The sequence below is a fragment of the Pseudomonas lundensis genome (genome assembly GCF_002269125.1).
Taxonomy (GTDB): Bacteria; Pseudomonadota; Gammaproteobacteria; order Pseudomonadales; family Pseudomonadaceae; genus Aquipseudomonas; species Aquipseudomonas lundensis_A.
In genome coordinates, this window is record NZ_NQKI01000017.1 from 22811 (window position 1) to 45289 (window position 22479).

25 protein-coding genes are annotated in these 22479 nt (G+C 60.2%); 9 read left to right on the forward strand and 16 right to left on the reverse strand.

Going from position 1 to position 22479, the window contains the following annotated elements:
* Positions 1-37: 37 nt before the first annotated feature.
* The 8 genes from CJF39_RS12300 to CJF39_RS12335 all read left to right on the forward strand — a co-directional run bounded on the left by CJF39_RS12300 (position 38) and on the right by CJF39_RS12335 (position 5598).
* Complete coding sequence (locus CJF39_RS12300) at positions 38-502, forward strand: DUF3261 domain-containing protein (RefSeq protein ID WP_094993726.1); 465 nt, start codon at positions 38-40, stop codon at positions 500-502.
* Positions 499-1686 (forward strand): beta-ketoacyl-[acyl-carrier-protein] synthase family protein, encoded by a 1188-nt coding sequence (locus tag CJF39_RS12305; RefSeq protein WP_094993667.1) that lies wholly within the window; start codon positions 499-501, stop codon positions 1684-1686. Before CJF39_RS12300 ends, CJF39_RS12305 begins: the two co-directional genes overlap by 4 nt.
* On the forward strand, positions 1683-2150 hold the full coding sequence (locus CJF39_RS12310) for a hotdog family protein (protein WP_094993668.1): 468 nt from the start codon (positions 1683-1685) through the stop codon (positions 2148-2150). Before CJF39_RS12305 ends, CJF39_RS12310 begins: the two co-directional genes overlap by 4 nt.
* Positions 2143-2871 carry a 3-oxoacyl-ACP reductase FabG gene (fabG, locus tag CJF39_RS12315; protein WP_094993669.1) on the forward strand — a complete coding sequence of 243 codons (729 nt, stop codon included), beginning with the start codon at positions 2143-2145 and terminating at the stop codon, positions 2869-2871. Before CJF39_RS12310 ends, fabG begins: the two co-directional genes overlap by 8 nt.
* Positions 2871-4097, forward strand: coding sequence for a beta-ketoacyl-ACP synthase (locus tag CJF39_RS12320; protein WP_094993670.1), 1227 nt, complete (start codon positions 2871-2873; stop codon positions 4095-4097). The genes fabG and CJF39_RS12320 overlap by 1 nt, the downstream gene beginning before the upstream one ends.
* 19 nt (positions 4098-4116) lie before the next feature.
* A complete protein-coding gene (locus CJF39_RS12325; protein ID WP_094993671.1) occupies positions 4117-4557 on the forward strand; it encodes a hypothetical protein in 441 nt (146 codons plus the stop codon).
* Between the two features lie 30 nt (positions 4558-4587).
* Positions 4588-5034 carry an excinuclease gene (locus CJF39_RS12330; protein ID WP_094993672.1) on the forward strand — a complete coding sequence of 149 codons (447 nt, stop codon included), beginning with the start codon at positions 4588-4590 and terminating at the stop codon, positions 5032-5034.
* 384 nt (positions 5035-5418) lie between these two features.
* Positions 5419-5598 (forward strand): DUF6124 family protein, encoded by a 180-nt coding sequence (locus CJF39_RS12335; protein ID WP_070412431.1) that lies wholly within the window; start codon positions 5419-5421, stop codon positions 5596-5598.
* Between the two features lies 1 nt (position 5599).
* On the opposite strand, the gene CJF39_RS12340 is transcribed toward CJF39_RS12335, so the two are convergent.
* Complete coding sequence (locus tag CJF39_RS12340; protein WP_094993673.1) at positions 5600-6499, reverse strand: LysR family transcriptional regulator; 900 nt, start codon at positions 6497-6499, stop codon at positions 5600-5602.
* Positions 6500-6668: 169 nt separating this feature from the next.
* Between CJF39_RS12340 and CJF39_RS12345 the strand changes: the two genes are divergently transcribed.
* Entirely contained in the window at positions 6669-7901 is a 1233-nt protein-coding gene (locus CJF39_RS12345; RefSeq protein WP_432760241.1) for an MFS transporter, read from the forward strand.
* On the opposite strand, the gene gspM is transcribed toward CJF39_RS12345, so the two are convergent.
* The 15 genes from gspM to CJF39_RS12420 form a co-directional block, all read right to left on the reverse strand.
* A complete protein-coding gene (gspM, locus tag CJF39_RS12350) occupies positions 7888-8343 on the reverse strand; it encodes a type II secretion system protein GspM (protein ID WP_094993675.1) in 456 nt (151 codons plus the stop codon). The genes CJF39_RS12345 and gspM overlap by 14 nt on opposite strands.
* The gene (gene gspL, locus CJF39_RS12355; protein ID WP_094993676.1) at positions 8340-9446 is read right to left on the reverse strand and encodes a type II secretion system protein GspL; all 1107 of its coding nucleotides are present in this window, start codon (positions 9444-9446) and stop codon (positions 8340-8342) included. The genes gspM and gspL overlap by 4 nt, the downstream gene beginning before the upstream one ends.
* Positions 9443-10303, reverse strand: a complete 861-nt coding sequence (locus CJF39_RS12360) for a type II secretion system protein GspK (RefSeq protein ID WP_094993677.1) — start codon at positions 10301-10303, stop codon at positions 9443-9445. Before CJF39_RS12360 ends, gspL begins: the two co-directional genes overlap by 4 nt.
* Positions 10300-10863 carry a type II secretion system protein GspJ gene (locus tag CJF39_RS12365; protein ID WP_094993678.1) on the reverse strand — a complete coding sequence of 188 codons (564 nt, stop codon included), beginning with the start codon at positions 10861-10863 and terminating at the stop codon, positions 10300-10302. The genes CJF39_RS12360 and CJF39_RS12365 overlap by 4 nt, the downstream gene beginning before the upstream one ends.
* Positions 10853-11224 carry a type II secretion system minor pseudopilin GspI gene (gene gspI, locus CJF39_RS12370; protein ID WP_094993679.1) on the reverse strand — a complete coding sequence of 124 codons (372 nt, stop codon included), beginning with the start codon at positions 11222-11224 and terminating at the stop codon, positions 10853-10855. The genes CJF39_RS12365 and gspI overlap by 11 nt, the downstream gene beginning before the upstream one ends.
* The gene (gspH, locus tag CJF39_RS12375) at positions 11221-11703 is read right to left on the reverse strand and encodes a type II secretion system minor pseudopilin GspH (protein ID WP_094993680.1); all 483 of its coding nucleotides are present in this window, start codon (positions 11701-11703) and stop codon (positions 11221-11223) included. Before gspH ends, gspI begins: the two co-directional genes overlap by 4 nt.
* A 3-nt stretch (positions 11704-11706) precedes the next feature.
* Positions 11707-12147 carry a type II secretion system major pseudopilin GspG gene (gspG, locus tag CJF39_RS12380; RefSeq protein WP_094993681.1) on the reverse strand — a complete coding sequence of 147 codons (441 nt, stop codon included), beginning with the start codon at positions 12145-12147 and terminating at the stop codon, positions 11707-11709.
* Between the two features lie 3 nt (positions 12148-12150).
* Complete coding sequence (gene gspF, locus CJF39_RS12385) at positions 12151-13362, reverse strand: type II secretion system inner membrane protein GspF (RefSeq protein ID WP_094993682.1); 1212 nt, start codon at positions 13360-13362, stop codon at positions 12151-12153.
* A 2-nt stretch (positions 13363-13364) separates the two neighbouring features.
* Positions 13365-14837, reverse strand: coding sequence for a type II secretion system ATPase GspE (gspE, locus tag CJF39_RS12390; RefSeq protein ID WP_094993683.1), 1473 nt, complete (start codon positions 14835-14837; stop codon positions 13365-13367).
* On the reverse strand, positions 14834-16720 hold the full coding sequence (gene gspD, locus CJF39_RS12395) for a type II secretion system secretin GspD (RefSeq protein ID WP_094993684.1): 1887 nt from the start codon (positions 16718-16720) through the stop codon (positions 14834-14836). Before gspD ends, gspE begins: the two co-directional genes overlap by 4 nt.
* A 9-nt stretch (positions 16721-16729) precedes the next feature.
* On the reverse strand, positions 16730-17146 hold the full coding sequence (locus CJF39_RS12400) for a type II secretion system protein N (RefSeq protein ID WP_094993685.1): 417 nt from the start codon (positions 17144-17146) through the stop codon (positions 16730-16732).
* Positions 17147-17320: 174 nt separating this feature from the next.
* Positions 17321-17833 carry a cytochrome b/b6 domain-containing protein gene (locus CJF39_RS12405; RefSeq protein ID WP_141232186.1) on the reverse strand — a complete coding sequence of 171 codons (513 nt, stop codon included), beginning with the start codon at positions 17831-17833 and terminating at the stop codon, positions 17321-17323.
* Between the two features lie 102 nt (positions 17834-17935).
* Entirely contained in the window at positions 17936-19420 is a 1485-nt protein-coding gene (gbpA, locus tag CJF39_RS12410; RefSeq protein ID WP_094993687.1) for an N-acetylglucosamine-binding protein GbpA, read from the reverse strand.
* Between the two features lie 389 nt (positions 19421-19809).
* On the reverse strand, positions 19810-20877 hold the full coding sequence (gene hemE / locus CJF39_RS12415) for a uroporphyrinogen decarboxylase (protein ID WP_047279886.1): 1068 nt from the start codon (positions 20875-20877) through the stop codon (positions 19810-19812).
* A gap of 165 nt (positions 20878-21042) precedes the next feature.
* Positions 21043-22461 carry an FAD-dependent oxidoreductase gene (locus CJF39_RS12420; RefSeq protein WP_094993688.1) on the reverse strand — a complete coding sequence of 473 codons (1419 nt, stop codon included), beginning with the start codon at positions 22459-22461 and terminating at the stop codon, positions 21043-21045.
* Positions 22462-22479: the final 18 nt, after the last annotated feature.

Below are 22479 nucleotides of genomic sequence, written 5' to 3' on the forward strand. Positions count from 1 at the left end.
GGCCTCAGGTCGCAACAGGCTGTTGCTGTCACTCTGGATGTGCCTGCTGCTGTTGCTCAGCGGGTGCAGCACCCTGCCGCTTCCCCGTCAAACCCCGACCCTGACGCTGCCGATGCAGTTGCATGTGCAGCGCCAGCAGGCCGATCAGCGTCAAGACTGGCTGCTGGTGATCCAGCAGGAAGACGCCGGGCTGCGCTGGTCATTGATGGACCCGCTGGGGATTCCGCTGGCACGTCAGTTGCTCAAGGACAACCGCTGGCACGCCGACGGCTTGCTGGCGCCCAACCCTGAAGCCAGGGAGCTGTTCGCCGCGCTGTTGTTTGCGCTGACCCCCGCCCACGAATTGAAACGTAATTATCCACAGGCCAACGCCATGTCCAATGTGCGCGTGCTGACCCACCGCTGGCAGATTCAATACGAGCAGCCGCAGGTGTTGCGTATCGATACCCGGGACGGTGTGTATTACGACATCAGTCCACTGGATGACGAGGCCGCCCGATGACCGCCTACCTGAATGCATTGGGCGTTATTTGCGCGCTGGGTCGTGGTCAGGACGAGGTGGCACGCAACCTGTTTGCCGGGGAGTGCAGTGGCATGCAACGCGAAAGCGGCTGGGTGCCGGGGCGCTCGCTGACCGTGGGCGCGGTGCACGGCGCGCTGGCGCCGATCCCGAGCGGTCTCAACCCGCAAAGCAGCCGCAACAACCAGTTGTTGCTCGAAGCCGCGTTGCAGATTGAAGATGACATCCGGCAAGCGATCCGCACCTACGGCCCTGACCGCGTGGCCATTGTGCTGGGCACCAGCACGTCGGGCATCGATGAAGCCAGCCGCGGCATCGCCCACTACCTGCAAACGCAGCACTTCCCCGGCGATTACGATTATCAGCAGCAAGAGCTCAGCGCCCCGGCGACCTTTTTGGCCGAGTGGCTGAACGTCAGCGGTCCCGCCTACGTGATTTCCACCGCCTGCACCTCCAGCGCCCGCGCCCTGATGAGCGCGCAGCGGCTGCTGGACATGAACCTGTGCGACGTGGTGCTGTGCGGCGGCGTCGACAGCTTGTGCGCGCTGACCCTCAATGGCTTCAGTGCGCTGGAAGCGGTGGCGCAAGAACGTTGCAACCCGTTTTCGATCAACCGGCGCGGCATCAATATCGGTGAAGCTGCTGTGCTGTTTGTGATGAGCAAGCAACCCGCGAAGACCCACGCCATCGCCCTGCTGGGCGCGGGCGCCAGTTCTGACGCGCACCATATTTCCGCGCCCGAACCCACCGGGCGCGGCGCCGTGCAGGCCATGCGCACAGCCTTGAAACGGGCGCAGTTGCAGCCGCAACACATCGGCTACCTCAACCTGCACGGCACCGCGACTCAACACAATGACGCGATGGAAAGCCATGCCGTAACGCAGGTGTTCCCTGACGGCGTGCCCTGCTCATCGACCAAACCCATGACCGGCCATACCCTCGGTGCCGCCGGTGCCCTGGAAGCCGCGTTCTGCTGGCTGAGCCTGAGCCGCCACAATGCGTTGGCGCCGCACGTGTGGGACGCCCAACCCGACCCGGCACTGCCAGCCCTGAGCTGGGTGACGCCCGGCCAGACCCTGACGTGTGCCACTAAGCGCTGCCTGATGAGCAATTCGTTTGCCTTCGGCGGCAACAACGTCAGCCTGATTATCGGAGACGCCCCATGATCGATTGGCCGCTCGCCGACTTACTGCCCCACGCCGGTGACATGATCCTCATTGATCAGGTGCTGGCATTTGATGAAGAACAGATCCGCACCCGCCTCACCGTGCGCGCGGGCGGCTTGTTCAACCGTGAAGACGGCAGCCTGCCCGCCTGGGTCGGCGTCGAACTGATGGCGCAAAGCGTGGCTGCCTACGCCGGTTGCCGTGCACGCCTGCTGGGCGACCCGGTCGTGCTGGGCTTTTTGCTCGGTACACGCAAATTTGAATGCAATGTTGAGCACTTCCCGCTGGGCGCCGAGCTGCATATCCACGCGCTGCGCTCGCTGGAAGACGACAACGGCATGGGCGTGTTCGAGTGTCACCTCACCGGCCCCGGCATCCATGCCACCGCCCGCCTGAACGTGTTCCGGCCGCCTCAGGCTGACCATTACCTTGCTCAATCCACCTCGGAGACCCGTCATGTCTGAGTCCATTCTGGTCACTGGCTCCAGCCGTGGCATCGGCCGCGCCATCGCCTTGCGTCTGGCACACGCCGGTTTCGACCTGGTGCTGCATTGCCGCAGTGGCCGCCAGCAAGCTGATGCCGTGATGGCAGAGGTTCAAGCCTTGGGCCGCACTGCCCGCGTGTTGCAATTTGATGTAGCGGACCGTGCGGCCTGCAAGGCCGCGCTCGAAGCCGACGTCGAGATCCACGGCGCCTATTACGGCGTGGTGCTCAACGCCGGGTTGACCCGTGACGGCGCGTTTCCTGCCCTCAGCGAGGACGACTGGGACGTAGTGATGCGCACCAACCTCGACGGTTTTTACAACGTGTTGCACCCGGTGATGATGCCCATGATCCGCCGCCGCAAAGCAGGACGCATTGTGTGCATCACCTCCGTGTCGGGCCTGATCGGCAACCGCGGGCAGGTCAATTACAGCGCCTCCAAGGCCGGGCTGATCGGTGCCGCCAAGGCCCTCGCCATTGAACTGGGCAAACGCAAGATCACCGTCAACTGCGTCGCGCCGGGGTTGATCGACACCGCCATGCTCGACGAAAACGTCCCCGTAGAAGAATTGATGAAAATGATCCCCGCACAACGCATGGGCACCCCGGAAGAAGTCGCGGGGGCGGTCAATTTTCTGATGTCCGCCGAAGCGGGCTACATCACCCGCCAGGTGCTGGCCGTCAACGGAGGCTTGTGCTGATGAAGCGCGTTGTAGTCACCGGCATGTCCGGAATCACCTCGCTGGGCAGCGACTGGGCCAGCATCGAGGCCAACTTCGTGGCCGGGCGCAGCGGCATCCGGCGCATGGACGAGTGGGACCGGTTCACCGAACTTAACACCCGCCTGGCCGGCCCCATTGATGACTTTGCGGTGCCTAAACACTGGACCCGTAAACAGCTGCGCAGCATGGGCCGGGTGTCGCGGCTGGCCGTGGGCGCGGCCGAACAGGCGTTGCAGGACGCAGGGTTACTGGGCAACCCCATCATTCGCGACGGGCGCATGGGCGTGGCATGCGGGTCGTCCACCGGCAGCACTGACGAGATCAAGGCGTTCGGCAACATGCTGCTCAACTCCGTGGCCGAGGGCCTGAACGCCAACAGCTACGTGCGCATGATGCCGCACACCACGGCGGCCAATATCAGCATCTTTTTTGGTCTCACCGGGCGCCTGATCCCGACCTCCAGCGCCTGCACCAGCGGCAGTCAGGGCATCGGCTACGCCTACGAGGCGATCAAGTTCGCACGTTTGCCGCTGATGCTCGCCGGCGGCGCCGAAGAGCTGTGCCCGACCGAAGCCATGGTGTTCGACGCGCTGTACGCCACGAGCCTGAAAAACGACGCCCCGCAGACCAGCCCGCGGCCCTACGACAATGACCGCGACGGGCTGGTGATCGGGGAAGGCGGCGGCATGCTGGTGCTCGAAGAACTGGAACACGCGCTGGCGCGTGGTGCGCACATCCACGCTGAAATCGTCGGCTTTGGCAGCAACGCCGACGGCCAGCACACCACGCGCCCGGAAGTCAGCACCATGCGCCGGGCGATGGAACTGGCGCTCGAAGACGCAGGCCTGGACGCCGCAGCTATCGGCTACGTCAACGGCCATGGCACCGCCACCGAACAGGGCGACATTGCCGAAACCCTGGCCACCCATGAACTGTTCGGGGCGCGCATGCCCATCAGTTCGCAGAAGAGTTTTCTGGGCCACACCCTGGGCGCCTGTGGCGCGCTGGAATCGTGGTTCAGCATCGAAATGATGAACCGCGACCGCTACGTCCCGACCCTCAATCTGGACCACATCGACCCGCGTTGTGGCGAGCTGGATTACCTGCGCGGCGAGTTCCGTTCGATGCGCAACGATTACGTGATGAACAACAACTTTGCGTTCGGCGGGGTCAACACGTCGTTGATTTTCCGTCGCTGGGCGTGAACCCGCCGGAGCCAATGGAATGACTTATCTGTTACGCGCAACACTGATCGCCCTCGCCCTCTTGAGCACCGTGGCCTGCAGCAGCAAACGTCTGCTCACCCCGGACCGCACCCTGCCCGTGTCCATCCAGGCCGACCGGGCACAGGTGCAACAGGCCATCGTCAAAGCGTTGGTGGCGCGCCAATGGACGGTGCAAAAAATCACCCCGCAAGGGGTGCAGGCGCAAATCACGGTGCGCGGCCAGTACCACGCTGAAATCGACATTCCCTACAGCGCCAACCATTACCGCATCCAGTACCGTGACAGCAGCGGCCTGGACTACAAGGACGGCAAGATTCACAAGAATTACATCCGCTGGGTGCGCCTGCTGGACAAGGGCATCCTGCGTGAACTCAAAGACCACCAAAACGAGCAGACAGCCCGAAAGCTGTCGGAATCGGCTTTGGCCACACCGCAGTAACGCACTCATCACGACGTCATGGAGACTTCAATGCAATTCAAAACTCTGGCAGCCGCCACCACCCTGCTGCTGTGCACCCTGCCTGCCGTCAGCCAGGCCCGCGACACCGCGCTGTACCTGCCCTTCGACCAGGTCGTGACCGAAGCCATCAGCACTGGCAAGATCGACGGTAGCGTCAAGTTCTACCTGGCCGGCAATACCCCGCGCGGCAACGTGACCGTGGTCAGACCCGGCGCGGTGACCAACAAAAAGACCAACGCCTTCAACAAGAGCGACGAACAGGCCTGTTCGTGGGCCCTGCAATCGGCGCTGATCACGCTGCATGAAGCCGCGAAAAAAGTCGGCGCCAACGCTGTAACCAACATCGCCAGCTTCTACAAACGTAACGAGCGCAAAGACCCGAAAACCTACGAGTGCCATGCGGGCGCCGTGATTGCAGGTGTTGCGTTGAAAGGTGATCTGGCGAAGGTGAACTGAGCCTGGCTTTTTAGCGCGTAGCCGTCGAAGTGGTACGCAGGTGTGCGATCGATGCGCAATCGATCGCCGCTTCGTGCCTCGGCTGCGGGCGGGGTCGGAGGGGTTGTCGCTTTCCTTTGCAGGACGTTTCCTAGAGAATCCACGGGCCTTGCGTCTGTCTCTTTCGATCGATAGCCTCCGGTTCGTCATCCCCCATGGGTGACCGGACGTGCAAGTTCGAAATACGCAAATGTCACTTTCAGAAGCCCGATTTATGGCGGCTGTATGTGGGAGGTCTTTGGCCTGCCGGTTTGCGTTCCTCCGGTCTTGCACACCCGCATACAGCTGCCACCCTCTTTGTGTGCAAGCAAATGGCGTCAGCTCTTATCACTTAAGGAACTGCGCATGAACCACACCCCCGAATACGAACAACACCTCGAACACACCCACGAATTACTGCGCTGCGCGCTTGCGACGGCGTACGCCTCGGCGGACAACCTGCAAGGCTTGAACCGCGATGTGGCGCTGGCGGTGGTGCACCTGATTCAACAAGCCCGAACGGCTGTGGATAAATTATTGGCGTGACTTATACCGGGGCCACGGTTTTGCGGGTCAGCAGGTCTGCGAACGCCTTGGCCATCGGTGACGGGTTGCCCTTGCGCTGCACCAGCCACACGGCGGTGTTGGCGTCCGGGTCCAGCAGTGGCCGGTAGACTACCCCTTTGATGCGCATGTGCTGGAACGACGCAGGTAACACCGAAACACCCAACCCTGCCGACACCAGCCCGATGATGGTCATGGCCTCGCCGGCTTCCTGGGAAAAATGCGGGCTGAACCCGGCCTGCCGCGCCAGGCTCAGGAGTTGCGCATACAACCCGCTGCCATAGCTGCGCGGGAAGAACACAAACGGCTCTTCGGCCAGCGCCGCCAGGTGCAACCCCTCTTCACTGCCATCGGCCAACGGGTGATCGGCACGGATCACGGCCACCAGCGGTTCGCGAAACAACTCCACGGCGTGCAGTGAATCGGGCAAGACCAACGGCCGCATCATGCCCACTTCGATGGATTCGTCCACCAACCCTTCGGCCACTTCGCGGCTGCTCATTTCCTTAAGGTTCAGGTGCACGGCCGGGAACGCTTGCCGGAAGGCAAAAATCGCCTGCGGAATGCTGGAACTGAACGGCGCCGATGAGGTGAAGCCGATCTTCAGTTCGCCCAGTTCGCCCAGTTGCGCACGCCGCGCAACGTCGGCCGCTTTGTCGACCTGTGCCAACACCAAACGTGCCTCCTCCAGAAACAGCCGCCCCGCTTCACTGAGTTCAACGCGGCGGTTGGTGCGCTCAAACAGGCGGGCCCCCAGTTCCTGCTCCAGCGCCTGAATTTGCTGGCTCAGCGGCGGTTGCGAGATGCCTAGCACCTGAGCAGCGCGACCGAAGTGCAGCTCTTCGGCAACCGCGATGAAATAGCGCAAGTGACGCAGTTCCATACACCCTCCATTAAGTCGTAAAACCTATTAAACAGGTCGAATAATATATTGGAAAGAATCGTTAGCCACCTATATTCTTTTGCCATTGCCGCTCGGCTTTACCCGTTTTTTGAGGTCCCCCGTGAAAACTGCTGTCGCCCCTCTCGCCCACGAAGTCCGGCCTTCTGCGCTGGATGATGTTGTCGCTGAACTCAATGACGTGTTTATCGAAAAAGGCACCCCGATGTTTATGCGCACGGTACTGGCGCTGTTTTCGGGTGGGTTCGCGACGTTTGCGCTGTTGTATTGCGTGCAACCGATGATGCCGGTGCTGTCCCATGAATACGGCATCAACGCCGCGCAAAGCAGCCTGATCCTGTCGGTGGCGACTGCGATGCTGGCGATCGGCCTGCTGATTACCGGGCCAATTTCTGACGCCTTCGGGCGCAAACCGGTGATGGTGTTTGCGCTGTTTTCCGCGTCGATCTTTACCGTATTGAGTGCGCTGATGCCGACGTGGGAAGGCGTGCTCATCACGCGGGCATTGGTGGGGTTGTCGCTGAGCGGGCTGGCGGCCGTGGCGATGACGTACCTGAGCGAAGAAATCCACCCGCAGCACATCGGGCTGGCCATGGGCTTGTACATTGGCGGTAATGCCATCGGCGGCATGAGCGGGCGTTTGATCAGCGGCGTGCTGATCGATTTTGTCAGCTGGCACACGGCAATGCTGGTGATCGGCGGGCTGGCGATGGCAGCGGCGCTGGTGTTCGTAAAAATCCTTCCCGAATCGCGCAATTTCCGGCCACGGGCCATGAACCCGCGCAGCCTGCTGGACGGTTTCACCATGCACTTTCGCGATGCCGGTTTGCCGTGGCTGTTTCTCGAAGCCTTTCTGCTGATGGGCAGCTTTGTGACGCTGTTCAACTACATCGGTTATCGCTTGTTGGCCGAGCCCTACAACATGAATCAGGCCGTGGTGGGCTTGCTGTCCATCGTGTATTTGTCAGGTATTTACAGCTCGGCCCAGATTGGCGCGCTGGCCGACAAATTGGGACGTCGCAAAGTGCTGTGGGCCGTGATTGTGCTGATGCTGGCCGGGATCGCCCTGACCTTGCTGGAGCCCATCGCGTTTGTCGTGATCGGCATGTTGCTGTTCACGTTTGGCTTCTTCGGCGCGCATTCGGTGGCCAGCAGCTGGATCGGCCGCCGCGCCACCAAGGCCAAAGGGCAAGCGTCGTCGCTGTACCTGTTCAGCTATTACGCCGGATCGAGCGTGGCCGGGACACTGGGCGGGGTGTTCTGGCACATGGCGGGATGGAGCGGGATCGGCCTGTTCATTGGCGGGCTGCTGGTGGTTGCACTGCTGGTGGCGCTGCACCTGGCGCGTTTGCCCGCCCTGCCGGGCAATATCAAACCCGCTTGATCACTAGCCGGGCTTCCAGGAGGCGGTCGCGTTTCTCCAGGTGCAGGCTCTGGAATTCAGCGCCTTCATGCTCAATACGCGCCAGCCAGGTGAGTAATACATCCGCCTCTGCGCTGACAGTGATGCGCAGCACCGCGGTATCCATCTCAAATTGTTGCACGTTCAACCCGGCAGCCACGGCGCTTTCACTGAGGCGGGTGGGCAGGGGTTGATCGGGTACCTTCATCGGCTTGACTGGCCGTGCGCGCTGTATTTCACCGGCCAGTGCGAGGTTTTTGTAATAGAGCGCCTGCGCCGTTTGCAGGCGCTGTTGCGACGGTTGCCACAGCCCGTACACAGCCAACACGCCCGACAGGAATACCGCCAGTGCCACACACAGTTGCCGGTCACGGCGCGGGAGTTGCTGCCACTGTCGCGCCCAATCACGCAGACGAGCCTTCATAAAACGTCCTCCAGTGTGAGTAAGGCTTGCACCCGGTTGCCTTGCTGACGGGCATTGCCCACGGTGATCGGCAGCGCGCTTTGCTCGCCCCGCTCACGCAACTGCTCAAGCTCGGCAAAGCTGGAGGCGGTGATGGTCAGGGCCCAGCCGCCATGCTCACGCCACTCAAGACGCTGGACGTCGACGCTGCTGGCGCCGATCACCTGTTCGGTCAAATGGGCCAGACGCGCCATGTGGCCGTCGGCTGGCGCGGCGCCCCGTTGCTGTAACCCTCTGAGCTGCGTGGACAACTCCTGGGTGCCGGTTTCGCCCGGGTACAACATTTTGAAGCGCTCTTCGCTCAGCGCGTACAGGCGGGCGGCCTGGCTTTCGAGGTAGCTGCTGCGGCCATGAATAAACCCCAGCGCAAGGGCGAACGTCAGCCCCAACGACACACAGATGTCGCGCCACGGCAGCGCGTGGGCGGCAGGACGAAATGGCCCTTGCAACAGGTTGATCGCCTCGCGGCCGGACGCACTCAGCAGCATGTTGAGCGGGTCGCCCGGCAGTTCGATAAGGTCCACCGGTAACTCGGCTTTCACAGCTTTAAAGTCGTGATCAGAGAGCGCCAGCCTGAGATCAAGCGCACCGCCGACGAGCCAGCGGCCATTACAACGCGCAGCACACGCCTGCTCACGGGGCAGCATGTCGGCATCCACGCGCACGCAGGCGATGTGCAAACCCAGCGCCTGCAACTGATTGAGCAACGTGGTGAAGCGCTGTTTGTGCGTCACCCACAAGGGGTAGCGGCGCTGCGCATCCATCGGGCCAACGGCGATGTGCAGCGCATCCAGGTCGTCAGCCAACTGCTCCTCGACGGCAAACGCCAGCGCCTGAAGGCCGGGCCGCCGCTTATTCGGCCAGGGCTCGGTCAGCAACCAGCTGCACATTTCCATCGGTACGATCAGTTGCACTGCGCTGTGCTGGAAAGCGGCGGCGGCTTCTTCCAGCAGGCCACGGCACACGGTTGTGTCGTCCTGCCAGAAGTGAACACAAGCGCGAGCCAAGTCGGTGGCGTCGCTGCGTGCAAAGTCCTCGGCGGAAAGGTAGAGCCAGCTGTTCATTCGTGGGGTTCGCTGTGTAGGGGCGCGAGAAAGCGTCGCTGCAAAAGACGCCATTGGCCGGTGGTGAGGTTGCGCGCTACGTCACTTTCCAGACGTAAACGGCTTTGTCCCAGACGCACGTGGGTGGTGATCCGAAACCGGTGACTGTCGATGCCCAGACCTGTGGCCTGAATGCCGAGCCCTCTGAGCGCCGGGGTAAAGGTGAAGTCTTCAACACTGGCATAGCCGTGTGCGGGCCGCTCGGCCACCAGACGGCGGGCCAGGCCGGGGGTGATCCCCGTCAACGAGGACAGCTGCGTGGCTGAAGCGGTGTTGACGTTGAGCCGCGCACCTTTGTCCAGCAGGGCGATCCAGGGTTGCATGCGCAATAACCACTGGGCATCGACACCCGGCACCTGACGCAACTGGCTGATGTCATTCAGGCTCAGGCCCTGAAAAGCGGTGGCCTCTATCACCGGGACCTTGAGCCGTTTTTGCAGACGCAGCCAGCGTTGGGCGCTCGCCTCGTCGGGCGGGCCCTTGGTCAGCAAAGAGGTGACGTTGAAGCGCCCGCTGAGGTCTTCGATTTCAACCTCGATCCGGCCCCCCTCAACGTTCAAGCCCGGTTTGCCCTGAGCCCAGGCTTGCCCGACCGCCACCGGCGACGCGGGATCGGGCAACAACGTACGCAAGCGCTCGCGGCCCCAGGCTTCGCCGGAGAAACCCAGCTGGCGCAACTGCAATTGATGGATCTGTTGGGCATTGCTGTGCAACGACAACCGCTGGCTGCGCAGCATCCCGGCCGTAATCAGCAAGGCCAGGCTCATGACCAGAAGCACCGTTATCAAGGCCACGCCTTGCTGGGCGTGGCGTTTCATTCACCCTCCGGCAGCAACATCACGCGGCGTACCTGCCCAAAGCGGCCCACGGACAACTGAAGTTCAAGGGCTTGCGGGGTCTTTTTTGCAAAGGCCTTGCTGGTAGGCCACGCGTTGCGCCAGCCGGTTTGGGTATCAAACAGGCGCCAGCGCACAGCGCGCACATCGCTCAACAGTTGCTGTTTTTGCACACCGGGCACGTCCACGCCCTGGCTGTAACGCCACAGCACACCCTGTTCAAGCCGGTAGCTGACGTCTTGCAATTCGCTGCGCGGCTGGCCCAGCGGATTGCGCCAATTACCACGGCGCAGGTTGAGCCGGTCGGGGTACAGCGTCAGGCCGGGCTGCCTGGCCGACGTGTGCACGTGCAAGGCATCCCGTTCGATCAACGCCACCGCCCGTTGCAGGCTGCGCAACGCCTGTTCATGGGCATTGCTGGCGCGTTCGGCACGCACCACACCATCAAACAGGCGCCAACAGCCAATCCCCAGCAGGGTAAAAATGGCCATGGCTATGACCAGTTCGAGCAAGGTGAAACCTGCCTGCGTTTTAGGGCGCATCTTTCACCGCCAACCACTGCACGACGGTCTGCATCACCTGTGAGCTGCCAACCGGGCTGACCTCCAGCTCAACCCGCCACAGCCCTGTGCCGGGCTCGCGGGCGATGCGCTGCTGCACGCGCCAGTCACGTTGTGCAAAATTCAGGGTGAGGACCGTTTGACCTTCTGTCAGCGGCTGCGGGTGCAGTTGCAAGTCGCTCAGGTGGTTGTCGGCCAACCAGGCGGCGAACAAGCGCGACTCGACCCGAGCGCTTTGCCCCAGCACATAGCTGCTGGCCGACATAATCGCGGCCGACAGGGTGGCAAAGATGGCAAGCGCAACCATGATCTCCAGCAAGGTGAAGCCTTTTTCCGCCTTCATGGCAGCGAGCCGTTGTCGTCAATGCGCGCGTCATTCAGACCGTCGCTGACGATGCTGCGCCAGCGGACCGGCGGGCTGTCGAAGTGCAAATCAAAGGCGGTATTTTCATCGCTGCTCAGCCATACCACGTGGGGCAACTGGGCGCTGTCGTTGAGGGGGTGATGCTGGCCTTCGAGGGTCAAGGCCAGTTGCACCCCTTGGGGCAGTTGCACGGCGGGTTGCAATGGCTGCCATTGCTCCTGCGTGAACGCCATCAACTGGTAAGCCTTCGGCTCCAGCCGCAGCCCGAACTCAAGCCCTTCAAGGACGGCTTTTTCACGCAGGCCGTGCATCAAATTCAACAGCACGTCAGCCTCCTGGCGCGCCAGGCGTGCGGTGTTGTCGCCCTGACTGATGTGCACCATCGATGCCATCACGCCGATCAACACAATGACCACCATCATTTCGATCAAGGTAAAGCCTGCCGCCGCGCGCCGCATGGCTCACTCGCTCCAGTTACCAATGTCGGCTGCAAACCCTTCGCCGCCAGCGACGCCATCAGCGCCCAAGGAGAAGAGGTCGTAACCGGCCGAATGGGTGCCGGGGTTGGCATATTGATAGGGCGTGCCCCAAGGGTCGAGTGGCAGACTTTTCAGATAACCCTGAGGGTTCCAGTTTTTGGCCAGCGGTGTTCCGGACGGGCGTGCGCTCAACGCTTCGAGGCCTTGCTGGGTGGAGGGGTAGTTGAAGGTGTCCAGGCGGTACATTTCCAGCGCCGTGGAGATGGCCTGAATGTCTGTGCGTGCCGCCGTGACTTTGGCTTGATCCGGGCGGCTCATGAATTGCGGTACCACAATGGCGCCGAGCACGCCGATGATGACCACGACCACCATGATTTCGATCAGGGTGAAGCCGCGTTGAGTGGATTTGGAGGAGGCTTTCATCAGTCAGTTCACCAGTTGATTGAGGCTAAGAATGGGCAGCAAGATGGCCATGACGATCAATAAAACGACGCCGCCCATGAGCACCAGCATGATGGGCTCGAACAGGCTCACCACCAGGGCGACGCGGGCGGCGAGGTTTTTCTCCTGTTGTTCGGCGGCCCGGGCCAGCATGTTGTCCAGCTCACCGGCACGTTCACCGCTGGCGATCAGGTGCAGCATCATGGGCGGGATATCCCCGCTGCGTTCCAGACCCCGGGCCAGGGTCCCGCCTTCACGCACCGAACGGGCGACCTCGTGCAGGCGTTGGCGGATCGCCAGGTTGGCGATAACCGTGGCCGAGATTTCAAGCGCATCCACCAACGGCACGGCACTTTTGCCCAAGATCGACAAGGTACTGGCAAAGCGCGCCGCTTCCATTGCCCGCAGTACGCCGCCCACCACAGGCGCATTGAGCAGCAGCCCATGCCAGCGCACGGTCAGCCGGGGCTGGCGCAAGGCCCAGCGTGCGGCACCCGCCCCCACGATCACGACGATCAGTAATAGCCAGCCGTAGCTGCGCAAGCCTGTGCTCAGGGCAATCATGGCCTGGGTGAGCACGGGCAGGGCCTGGCCGCTGTTGACGAAAATTTTCACGACATCCGGAACGACATAGCCCAGCAAAAATCCGACGATGGCCAGGGACGCGAACAACAAGATCATCGGGTACACCAGCGCCAGCTGGATCTTCTGGCGCGCGGCATGACGTGCTTCGGTGTAGTCGGCCAATTGTTCAAGCACGTGCCCCAAATGACCGCTGCGTTCACCCGCCGCGACGGTGGTGCAGAACAGCTCGGGGAATGCACGGGGGAACCCCGACAGCGCGGTGGCCAGCGAATGGCCTTCCAGGACACGGCTGCGCACCGCTGCCAGCAAGCTGCCGACCTTGCGCTTGTCGGTTTGCGCAGCGACGGCCAGCAAGGCCTCTTCAAGGGGCAGGCCGGCATGAACCAGCGTCGACAATTGACGGGTCAACAGGGCCAGACCGGGCACGCCCAGCCGCGTTCCGGCCTGCCCGAAACGCCCCGCCGTCCGGCCGCCGCGGGCCTCGCTCACCTGCAGCGGACGCAAGCCACGTTCGCGCAAGCACTGCCGCGCATGCCGTGCACTGTCCGCGTGCTGCTGGCCCCGGCACGTGCGGCCATTGGCATCCTGCGCGTGATAGTCGAAAGCAGGCATGCTCAGTCTTCCTGGGTGACGCGTAGCAGTTCATCAAGGCTGGTGAGGCCTTCGAGTACCCGCCGTTGACCATCCTGAAACAAGCTCAGCGAGCCCCCGCGCGCTTCGCGCGTTAACTGCGCCTCGCTGGCGCCCTGATGAATCAGGCCCGCCAACGCCGTGGTCACCCGCACTAACTCGTAAATCCCGATACGCCCCCGATACCCTTGTTGGCAATGGTCACAGCCATGAGCCCGATACAGGGTCACGGCCGCCTGCGGATCAAGCCCCAGCCGTGTACACACAGCCGGGTCGGCGGTGTACGGCACCTTGCATGCGGGGCACAAAGTGCGCAGCAGACGCTGGGCCAACACCCCGACCAGCGATGAGGCCAGCAAAAACGCATCGACGCCCATGTCGACCAGTCGGGTAACGGCCCCGATGGCGCTGTTGGTGTGCAGGGTCGATAACACGAGGTGCCCGGTCAGTGAGGCCTGTACGGCAATGTCGGCGGTTTCCCGGTCACGGATTTCGCCGACCATGACCACATCCGGGTCCTGACGCAAAATCGCCCGCAAGCCGCGAGCAAAGGTCATGTCGACCTTGGTGTTGACCGGCGTCTGGCCAATGCCCGGCACGTGATACTCCACAGGGTCTTCAACGGTCAGGATGTTGCGCGAAGCGTGATTGAGATGGCTCAGGGCGGCATACAGGCTGGTGGTTTTGCCCGAGCCGGTCGGCCCCGTCACCAGGAAAATCCCGTGGGGACGGGCCAGCACCTGCTCAAAGCAGGCAAGCGTATCGGCGGGCATGCCCAGGCATTGGAGGTCCAGTCGGCCCGCCTGTTTGTCGAGCAATCGCATCACGACCCGTTCGCCGTGGGACGAAGGCAAGGTCGAGACGCGTACATCCACTTCATGACCGGCCAGGCGCAAACTGATACGGCCATCTTGCGGGACGCGCTTTTCAGCGATGTCCAGCCGGGCCATAACTTTGATGCGCGACACCAGTAAATTGGCCAGTTCACGCTTTGGCCTGAGCACTTCGCGCAGTTGACCATCAATGCGCATGCGCACCGACAGGTAATGTTCAAACGTTTCGAGGTGCACGTCGGAAGCTTTCTCACGCATGGCTTCGCGCAGCAACGCGTTGATCAGACGGATGATTGGGGCGTCCCCTTCCTGCTCCAGCAAGTCGGCAGTTTGCGGCACCTGTTCGGCCACGCTCATCAGGTCCAGCTCACTGTCCAGGCCAAGCGCGACTTGCTCGGCGGCGCTCTGACCTGCGCTGTAGGCACTGGCCAGCGCGGTATTGAACTCGGCGTCCGAAACCCGCTTGAGCACCAGCGCTGTGGCGACCTTGCGCCGCACTTCGGCCACTACGCTCAACGGGGTGTCACTGCGCATCAACAGTGTGGCCGGGGTGCTAGCCGCCTCCAGTACGACGCCAAAACGCCGCGCAAAACTGAACGGCAAACGTGGAGTGGATTCGCTCATGGCTGGGCAGGCGTCGACAGGTTGCCGTCAAACAGCTGTTGCGGATCGCGGGGCAGCAGCAACGTGTTGTTGGCTTTGGCTTCAGGCTGGCTGAGTGAGCGCAACGCGTCGTAGCTCTTTTGGCTCAGGCCGTGAATGTCTTCCTTGCTGCGCACGATGGTCGGGCGCAGGAAGACCATCAAATTGGTTTTAGTCTGGGTGTCTTTGTTCCAGCGAAACAGCGCCCCCAGATACGGGATGCTGCGCAAGAGCGGTACGCCGCTGACTTGGGTGCGCACACTGTCTTTAATCAGACCGCCGATCACGATGATTTCACCGTCCTCGGCCAGGATGGTGCTCTTGAGTTTCCGCTTGTTGGTGATCAGGTCGCTGGAACCTTCGAGCGAAGGGGCAAGCTCGGAACTCTCTTGCTCGACTTCCAGGCGCAATGAAGAACCGTCATTGATGTGCGGCTTGATCTTGAGGCTGATGCCGATGTCTTGACGGGTGAAGTTGGTGACCGGGGTTTGCGAACCCTCGCTGGGCGGAACGTAGCTGCTGGTCTTGAAGGGTACGTTTTGCCCGACCAGAATTTCGGCTTCCTGATTGTCCAGGGTAAGCAGGCTCGGGGTGGACAACACATTGTTGTTGGCATCGCTGGCCAGTGCAGAAATCAAGGCATTAAACCGATCGCTGCCGATCTGCAAGACCGCCCCTTCAGGCAACTGCGCGTTGCTATCGGAGAGTTGGCCGATTTGAATATTGGTCCCCGGGAAGGTGATCGCGCCTTGACCAGCGCCGGTGTTCACGCCCCATTGCACGCCAAGGGTTTTGGTAATGTCGCCAGAGATTTCAACAATGGCGGCATGGATCAAGACCTGTGAGCGAGGCTGATCGAGCTGTTTGACGATGGCCTCCAGCGAACGCACCTGTGCCGGGTCGGCCATGATGACCAGTGCGTTCTGGCTGATATCAGCCGCCACCATTGCTTCGCGTTGAGTCACAGCGGGTGTCGCGCCCCCCAGCGGAGCATTTTGCTGTACGCCCTGCCCGACAGCCGCCAACACCTCGGCCAGCTGTTTCGCATCGCTGTGACGCAGACGAATCACGCGTGCATTTTCTTGCTTGATTGTGGCGGGCTTATCCAGCGAGTGGGCCAGGGTATTCAAGCGCATGCGCACCGGCTCCGTGCCGATAATCACCAGACGATTGGAACTGCTGTCAGCAATCACTTGACCGCCACCGGTGTTCTTTTTGTCGAGGGTTTTCTCGATCACGCCCGCAATGTCGCTGGCCAGGCCATGGCGCAGCTCAATAACCGAATGCCCGAACTGCCCGCCGGCGTCCAGTTGTCTGGCCAACTGGGCAATACGCTCGATATTGCTCGCCGTGTCAGTGACGATCAGCGCATTGGCTGATGTCGAAGGCCCGACATAGCCATTGTTAGACACAAGTGGCCGCAGCAACCCGGACAAATCGGCGGCGACGCTGGTGTTCAATTCAATGACTTGGGTAACAAATTCCTCATTCAGCGCTTGCCGGGTGTCGGCAGTGCTGGCCCGGGTTTTGGCGTCAGCTGCCGGAATTATCAATAAACGCTCACCCTGATCGACCACGGCAAAGCCTTGGGCCTCCAGCACCGCGTAGAACAAGTTGCGCACGCCTTCACGATTGAGTGGCTGATCAGAGATCACAGTAATGCGCCCCTGGACACGCGGGTCGAGCACAACCGTAGCGCCCAGCACACTGGACATTTGCTGTACCACATCGCGTAACTCGGCGTCTTTCATCGCCAGTTGCCACGATTGCTCTTGAGCGAGCGTCGAGCTTGCGAAAAAAAGCGCGGTGCAAAGCGTGCTACGCAGTAAGAAGCGGCCGATGCCGAACCTGTCTGGCCTGTTCATGGTGAGTCTCTAAGGTTGTTCGGCAACGGGCCGCAAATAAGTGGAAGCGGGCTGCGCCTTGGGGGCATCAGCACGTGTGACCGGCAGCAGGTACTGCCCGGCGGATTCGAGAACCAGGCTTTCTTCCCGGCCATTGCGCCAAAGCACCACGCGGGACACTTCAATACGGCGTAAAACACTGCCGCCCGGCAAGCGTTCGCCCACCCCGTAGAAACGAGCCTCGTTGGCACCCGCCAATAGCGCACGGGACTGTCCCTCGCTGGAAACCAGGCTCGCGCGCAGCGTCAGGGCCTCGGCGCTACGCACAGCTGCGCCTTGTGGTGCAAAGCCCAGTACCGTCGCGATGGCATCCGGGCTGAACGCAACCGGTGTCAAAGGGGCGGCGGCTTCAAGAGGTTTCAAAACGATCAGGTCGGGTAATGACATGCGATACGACCACTCTTGCCAGAGATGCCAGCCTCCCGCACTCAAAGGCAACGCCACCAGACAAGCCCTCAGGACCAGCCGAAAGGAACGGGTAAAAACGAATGCTGAACTACCCAACGTTGACCGTCCGCATGCTGTATGAGCTGTCATTGATGTGTCGACACGTGGAAAGGCTTAGGAAAACATGCCCTTGAGAATCAATTTGCCAGCAAGTTGATGCTTGATGACCGCCGCGACATGCACGACCAGCAGCAGCGCCAATACGCAACAGCCCCAGGCATGAGAAAAGGAAAACCATCCACGTAGTTGCAGGTCTGTTATTACGGCAGGCAGGTAAAACAGGCCGAATATATCGATCTCGCGATTCCTCATCAGAAATCCCGAGACGATGACGACGCAGGTCGTTAAATACATCAGGTTGTGAACAAGAAACGCCGCATAACGCATGGCATCTCCTGATCTGAAAACATCGGCGTACCCTTGACCGAACGATAAATACATTCGAAAAAAGAACACAGGAGCAAACAGGGTGGCCAACGCGACATTAAAAGTACTGATGGCACCTTTAACGTCTACGGAACGGGATATCAACGCCGCGTAATACCCCGACGACATCAACCACGCACTAATAATCATCGAAATAGCATGTAACCATTTCTGTAAATATGAATACGTCGAATGATTCACGGCGTCAGCCTCGAAAATTTAAAAAAATTCTCGCTCTCTTTCATCTTAATCGCGAACAAGAAGACTAGGCCGTCTTGTAAAACGGCCCGGTCTTCAACAGCTTTACTTCAGTTCCGTCCAGGCATCAGCCCAATTCGATCCGACACCCGGCTCAAAGCCATTGGCCGTCTTCGAATACTGAGAGCAGTACCCGGAGAAAGGGAAAGGCTTGCACTCGTAGACCTTATTGGTTTGTGGATGCAACACTTTAATCCCTGCCTTGTAGTCCTTCATACCTTCAGGGAATACAGCATCGAAGTCGTGCTCGGCGCCATCGCCCGTCAGGTTAAGGGACTTGGCTTCCTGGAAGTTTTCACGACCGTCCTGGCTGCTGGCAATCAACTTCAAGGTATGCACGCCCGGTGCGCTAATCACAGGGACAATGACTTGTTCGGTGGATGCATTCAGGGTCTGTTTGACGGTGCCGACGGACTTGTTGTTGGCATCGTAAACGGTGGCATCAACGTTGATGTCCTTGTTGGTCATCAATGTGAAGCCTACATTGCCTTTGCCTTTTTCCAGCGCATACTCCGGTTTAACGTCATGCACATGCATGTACGCAGCAGGGTCCGGAACCATGGTGGTCAGCATTTGATAGCTGGTCACGCCCGTTTCCGGTTTAACGTAGAAGATGTTGGTGCCCTTGATCGGTTCAATGTTGCCTTCAGCATTACGAATGCCTGCACGCACCGATTTGTCAGCCGCATTGATTGCCTGAGCCAATTTGAGCGACCAGTTTTGCGGCTTGCCTTCTTCAACCGAATCGATGCCTACCGAGAAACTGTACTCAGCGCTTTCGGAGCTCCCGGTAAACGCACGAGCCTTGACCGAATCACCTGGCAACAGTGCCTGGGTTGGGGCCAGCTCACTGACACGCTTCCAGCCATCAGGGTCGGGCTCGTGCTCGGCTTCGGCCGTGACATTCACGTCAACAACGTCGTAGAACGATGCGCCGGTGTCATCAACTGTCCAGGCACCCAAGATGATGTGATGGCCGCTACGATCGCCCGGAATGGTGCACGCGTGCTTCTGCTTGATCTGACCATTGCCACCCGCCGCACCTTCGATCGGCACAGCGCCGCCGCCCTCTACGCTGCAGAACGGCGTCAGCTCGAAGGCATCACGGGTCAGCGGCAGGTTGGGGTTCCAGCCGGTTTTGGTAATGAAGTATTCCCACTTGGTGGTTTTGTGGGCCGCTGTGAAAAACCAGCTGAACTCGGTATTGCGGTTGCTGATTTCGGTCAAATGCCAGCGATCCGGGGACTGGGCATCCATCGCTGCAAACATGGTGTTTTCGCCACTGGCAATCTTGCCATCAGCCGGGCCCAATGCCGGAAAGCCTTTAGGCGCTTCGCCAACGGTTTGAGGCTCATATTCGGCGGGGCCGCAGTTTGCATTCAGCTTTTGCTTGCAGGCGTAAGCGCGGGAAGGCGGGCTGTCCATATAGCCATGCGCCGCTACTTGCTGCGATGCAAACATCGCCGCCATCAGCGTTAACGAAGAAACGCAGCCGGTCAACGTCAAAGACCTGGAGCGTGAAGACGTCATATTAAATCCCCTCTTAATTTTTATTAAGACAAAAAATGGCGCGCATATATTCAATGCACGACCACGAATAACTCAACACGATGAACATTTAACGCTCAAAACCAAAACTACATAACACAAAGAAAATCCCTTCAATATTTTCCTTAATTGCAGTTTAAGTTCAGTCAACACCTACCCGAGAGGTGGGAGATTTTACCGTCTTACAACGATTAATCTGTAAGCGGTCACGCTATTTCAAGTAGGAAAAGTCTTAGGCTTTGAAGTTTTTAATCCATGACTTTAATGCAATCAGCGCTATTTATATGTACGCCCACATCGGCACTGCATTCCAAAGTCACCACTAACAAAAATGCCCGGCATTAGCCGGGCATTGGAAGTTAGCGAAATACTTAAACGTGGTATTGCGCCGAGAACTCGTGCACTGCGCTGATAAAGGCGCCAGCGTGTTCGGGTTTCACTTCAGGCGTGATGCCATGACCGAGGTTGAACACGTGCCCAGAACCCTTGCCGTAGCTGGCCAGAATACGTTTGACTTCAGTGCGGATGGCTTCCGGGTTGGCGTACAGCACGGTCGGGTCCATGTTGCCCTGCAAGGCAACTTTGTTGCCAACGCGACGGCGGGCTTCGCCCAGGTCGCAGGTCCAGTCCAGACCCAATGCGTCCGCACCTGCGTCGGCAATGCTTTCGAGCCACAGGCCGCCGTTTTTGGTGAACAGGATGACCGGCACTTTACGGCCTTCATGTTCACGGATCAGGCCGCTGACGATTTTGCGCATGTAGGCCAGGGAGAACTCCTGATAGGCCGCCGAGGACAGGTTGCCGCCCCACGTGTCGAAGATCTGCACCGCTTGTGCGCCCGCCAGGATCTGGCCGTTAAGGTACGACGTCACCGACTGCGCCAGCTTGTCGAGCAGCAAATGCATCGCTTGAGGGGTGTCGTAGAGCATGGCTTTGGTTTTGCGGAAGTCTTTGGACGAGCCGCCTTCGACCATGTAGGTGGCCAGCGTCCACGGGCTACCGGAGAAACCGATCAGTGGCACGCGGCCGTTGAGTTCCTTGCGGATGGTGCTGACCGCGTTCATTACGTAACCGAGGTCTTTTTGCGGGTCCGGAATCGGCAAAGCTTCGATGTCGGCCAGGGTGCTGACCACCTTTTTGAAGCGTGGGCCTTCGCCAGTTTCAAAATACAACCCCTGCCCCATGGCATCCGGAATGGTCAGAATGTCGGAGAACAGGATCGCCGCATCAAGCTGCGGGAAGCGGTCCAGAGGCTGCATGGTGACTTCGCACGCGAACTCGGCGTTCTTGCACAGGCTCATGAAATCACCGGCCTTGGCGCGGCTGGCACGGTATTCCGGCAAGTAGCGACCGGCCTGACGCATCATCCACACAGGCGTTACGTCAACGGGTTGCTTGAGCAAAGCGCGAAGGAAACGGTCATTCTTGAGATCAGTCATGTCAGCATCCGGAAAAAAAGTGCGGGCATTTTCTCAGAGACGGACACAAAAGGCACGGCAAGAGCCGTGCCTTTTATCTATCGAGGCGATTTGACGCGCAAGGGCGAGCACTTTTCCCTCAACCCGCGCCCTCTCCCGCAGAGAAAGGGGCAGGTGAATGCCGGGTCAGACGCCCAGGTAATCCAGAATCCCTTCGGCCGCTGTACGGCCCTCAAAGATAGCGGTCACTACGAGGTCTGATCCACGCACCATGTCACCACCGGCGAAGATCTTCGGGTGGCTGGTCTGGTGTTTGAACGACGACTGCTCGGGCGCAATGACGCGGCCCTGGCTGTCGGTCTGGATGTCGAATTGTTCAAACCACTGTGCCGGGCTCGGGCGAAATCCGAACGCGATGATCACGGCATCCGCCGGGATGATCTCTTCAGAACCCGGAATCGGCTCAGGGCTGCGGCGCCCACGGGCATCAGGCTCACCCAGACGCGTTTCGACCACTTTCACACCTTCCACCCGACCTTCGCCCACAATGGCAATTGGCTGACGGTTGTAGAGGAACTTCACACCTTCTTCCTTGGCGTTTTTCACCTCTTTACGCGAACCCGGCATGTTGGCTTCGTCACGACGGTACGCACAGGTCACGGACTTGGCGCCTTGGCGGATGGAGGTGCGGTTGCAGTCCATGGCCGTGTCACCGCCCCCGAGAACCACGATCCTTTTGCCTTTCATGTCGACGAAATCGTCCGGCGACTTTTCAAAGCCCAGGTTGCGGTTGACGTTGGCAATCAGGAAGTCCAGCGCATCGTGCACGCCTGGCAGGTCTTCACCGGCAAAGCCACCTTTCATGTAGGTGTAGGTGCCCATGCCCATGAAGACCGCGTCGTACTCGTCCAGCAGCTGTTGCATGCTGATGTTTTTGCCGATTTCGGTGTTGAGGCGGAACTCGATCCCCATGCCGGTAAAGACTTCACGGCGGTGGCTGAGCACGGTTTTTTCGAGTTTGAACTCGGGAATACCGAAGGTCAGCAGACCGCCGATTTCCGGGTTCTTGTCAAAAACCACCGGGGTTACGCCGCCACGTACCAATACGTCAGCGCAGCCCAGGCCCGCAGGCCCGGCGCCAATAATGGCTACGCGCTTGCCGGTGGGCACGACCTTGGACATGTCCGGGCGCCAGCCCATGGCGAAAGCGGTGTCGGTTATGTACTTCTCGACCGAACCGATGGTCACTGCGCCAAAACCGTCGTTTAGGGTGCAGGCCCCCTCGCACAGACGGTCTTGCGGGCACACCCGGCCGCACACTTCAGGGAGGGTGTTGGTCTGGTGCGACAGCTCGGCGGCGGCGAGGATGTTGCCCTCGGCCACCAGTTTGAGCCAGTTGGGAATGAAGTTATGCACAGGGCATTTCCATTCACAGTACGGGTTACCGCAACCCAGGCAACGGTGAGCCTGCTCGGCTGACTGCTGGGGTTTGAACGGTTCGTAGATTTCCACGAACTCTTTTTTGCGTTGACGTAACAGTTTCTTCTTCGGATCTTTGCGCCCGACATCGATGAACTGGAAGTCGTTACTCAGACGTTCAGCCATGGTTAAAACCTCATCACA

What these genes read in the sequence shown, in the direction of transcription:
- CJF39_RS12400 (WP_094993685.1), bottom strand. Translation starts at nt 17,146, where the DNA reads ATGTCATTACCCGACCTGATCGTTTTGAAACCTCTTGAAGCCGCCGCC.
- CJF39_RS12320 (WP_094993670.1), top strand. Translation starts at nt 2,871, where the DNA reads ATGAAGCGCGTTGTAGTCACCGGCATGTCCGGAATCACCTCGCTGGGC.
- CJF39_RS12365 (WP_094993678.1), bottom strand. Translation starts at nt 10,863, where the DNA reads ATGCGCCCTAAAACGCAGGCAGGTTTCACCTTGCTCGAACTGGTCATA.
- CJF39_RS12335 (WP_070412431.1), top strand. Translation starts at nt 5,419, where the DNA reads ATGAACCACACCCCCGAATACGAACAACACCTCGAACACACCCACGAA.
- gspM (WP_094993675.1), bottom strand. Translation starts at nt 8,343, where the DNA reads ATGAAGGCTCGTCTGCGTGATTGGGCGCGACAGTGGCAGCAACTCCCG.
- gspG (WP_094993681.1), bottom strand. Translation starts at nt 12,147, where the DNA reads ATGAAAGCCTCCTCCAAATCCACTCAACGCGGCTTCACCCTGATCGAA.
- gspH (WP_094993680.1), bottom strand. Translation starts at nt 11,703, where the DNA reads ATGCGGCGCGCGGCGGCAGGCTTTACCTTGATCGAAATGATGGTGGTC.
- gspL (WP_094993676.1), bottom strand. Translation starts at nt 9,446, where the DNA reads ATGAACAGCTGGCTCTACCTTTCCGCCGAGGACTTTGCACGCAGCGAC.
- CJF39_RS12330 (WP_094993672.1), top strand. Translation starts at nt 4,588, where the DNA reads ATGCAATTCAAAACTCTGGCAGCCGCCACCACCCTGCTGCTGTGCACC.
- hemE (WP_047279886.1), bottom strand. Translation starts at nt 20,877, where the DNA reads ATGACTGATCTCAAGAATGACCGTTTCCTTCGCGCTTTGCTCAAGCAA.
- gbpA (WP_094993687.1), bottom strand. Translation starts at nt 19,420, where the DNA reads ATGACGTCTTCACGCTCCAGGTCTTTGACGTTGACCGGCTGCGTTTCT.
- CJF39_RS12305 (WP_094993667.1), top strand. Translation starts at nt 499, where the DNA reads ATGACCGCCTACCTGAATGCATTGGGCGTTATTTGCGCGCTGGGTCGT.
- CJF39_RS12340 (WP_094993673.1), bottom strand. Translation starts at nt 6,499, where the DNA reads ATGGAACTGCGTCACTTGCGCTATTTCATCGCGGTTGCCGAAGAGCTG.
- CJF39_RS12420 (WP_094993688.1), bottom strand. Translation starts at nt 22,461, where the DNA reads ATGGCTGAACGTCTGAGTAACGACTTCCAGTTCATCGATGTCGGGCGC.
- CJF39_RS12300 (WP_094993726.1), top strand. Translation starts at nt 38, where the DNA reads ATGTGCCTGCTGCTGTTGCTCAGCGGGTGCAGCACCCTGCCGCTTCCC.
- gspI (WP_094993679.1), bottom strand. Translation starts at nt 11,224, where the DNA reads ATGAAGGCGGAAAAAGGCTTCACCTTGCTGGAGATCATGGTTGCGCTT.
- CJF39_RS12360 (WP_094993677.1), bottom strand. Translation starts at nt 10,303, where the DNA reads ATGAAACGCCACGCCCAGCAAGGCGTGGCCTTGATAACGGTGCTTCTG.
- CJF39_RS12325 (WP_094993671.1), top strand. Translation starts at nt 4,117, where the DNA reads ATGACTTATCTGTTACGCGCAACACTGATCGCCCTCGCCCTCTTGAGC.
- gspE (WP_094993683.1), bottom strand. Translation starts at nt 14,837, where the DNA reads ATGAGCGAATCCACTCCACGTTTGCCGTTCAGTTTTGCGCGGCGTTTT.
- gspD (WP_094993684.1), bottom strand. Translation starts at nt 16,720, where the DNA reads ATGAACAGGCCAGACAGGTTCGGCATCGGCCGCTTCTTACTGCGTAGC.
- fabG (WP_094993669.1), top strand. Translation starts at nt 2,143, where the DNA reads ATGTCTGAGTCCATTCTGGTCACTGGCTCCAGCCGTGGCATCGGCCGC.
- gspF (WP_094993682.1), bottom strand. Translation starts at nt 13,362, where the DNA reads ATGCCTGCTTTCGACTATCACGCGCAGGATGCCAATGGCCGCACGTGC.
- CJF39_RS12310 (WP_094993668.1), top strand. Translation starts at nt 1,683, where the DNA reads ATGATCGATTGGCCGCTCGCCGACTTACTGCCCCACGCCGGTGACATG.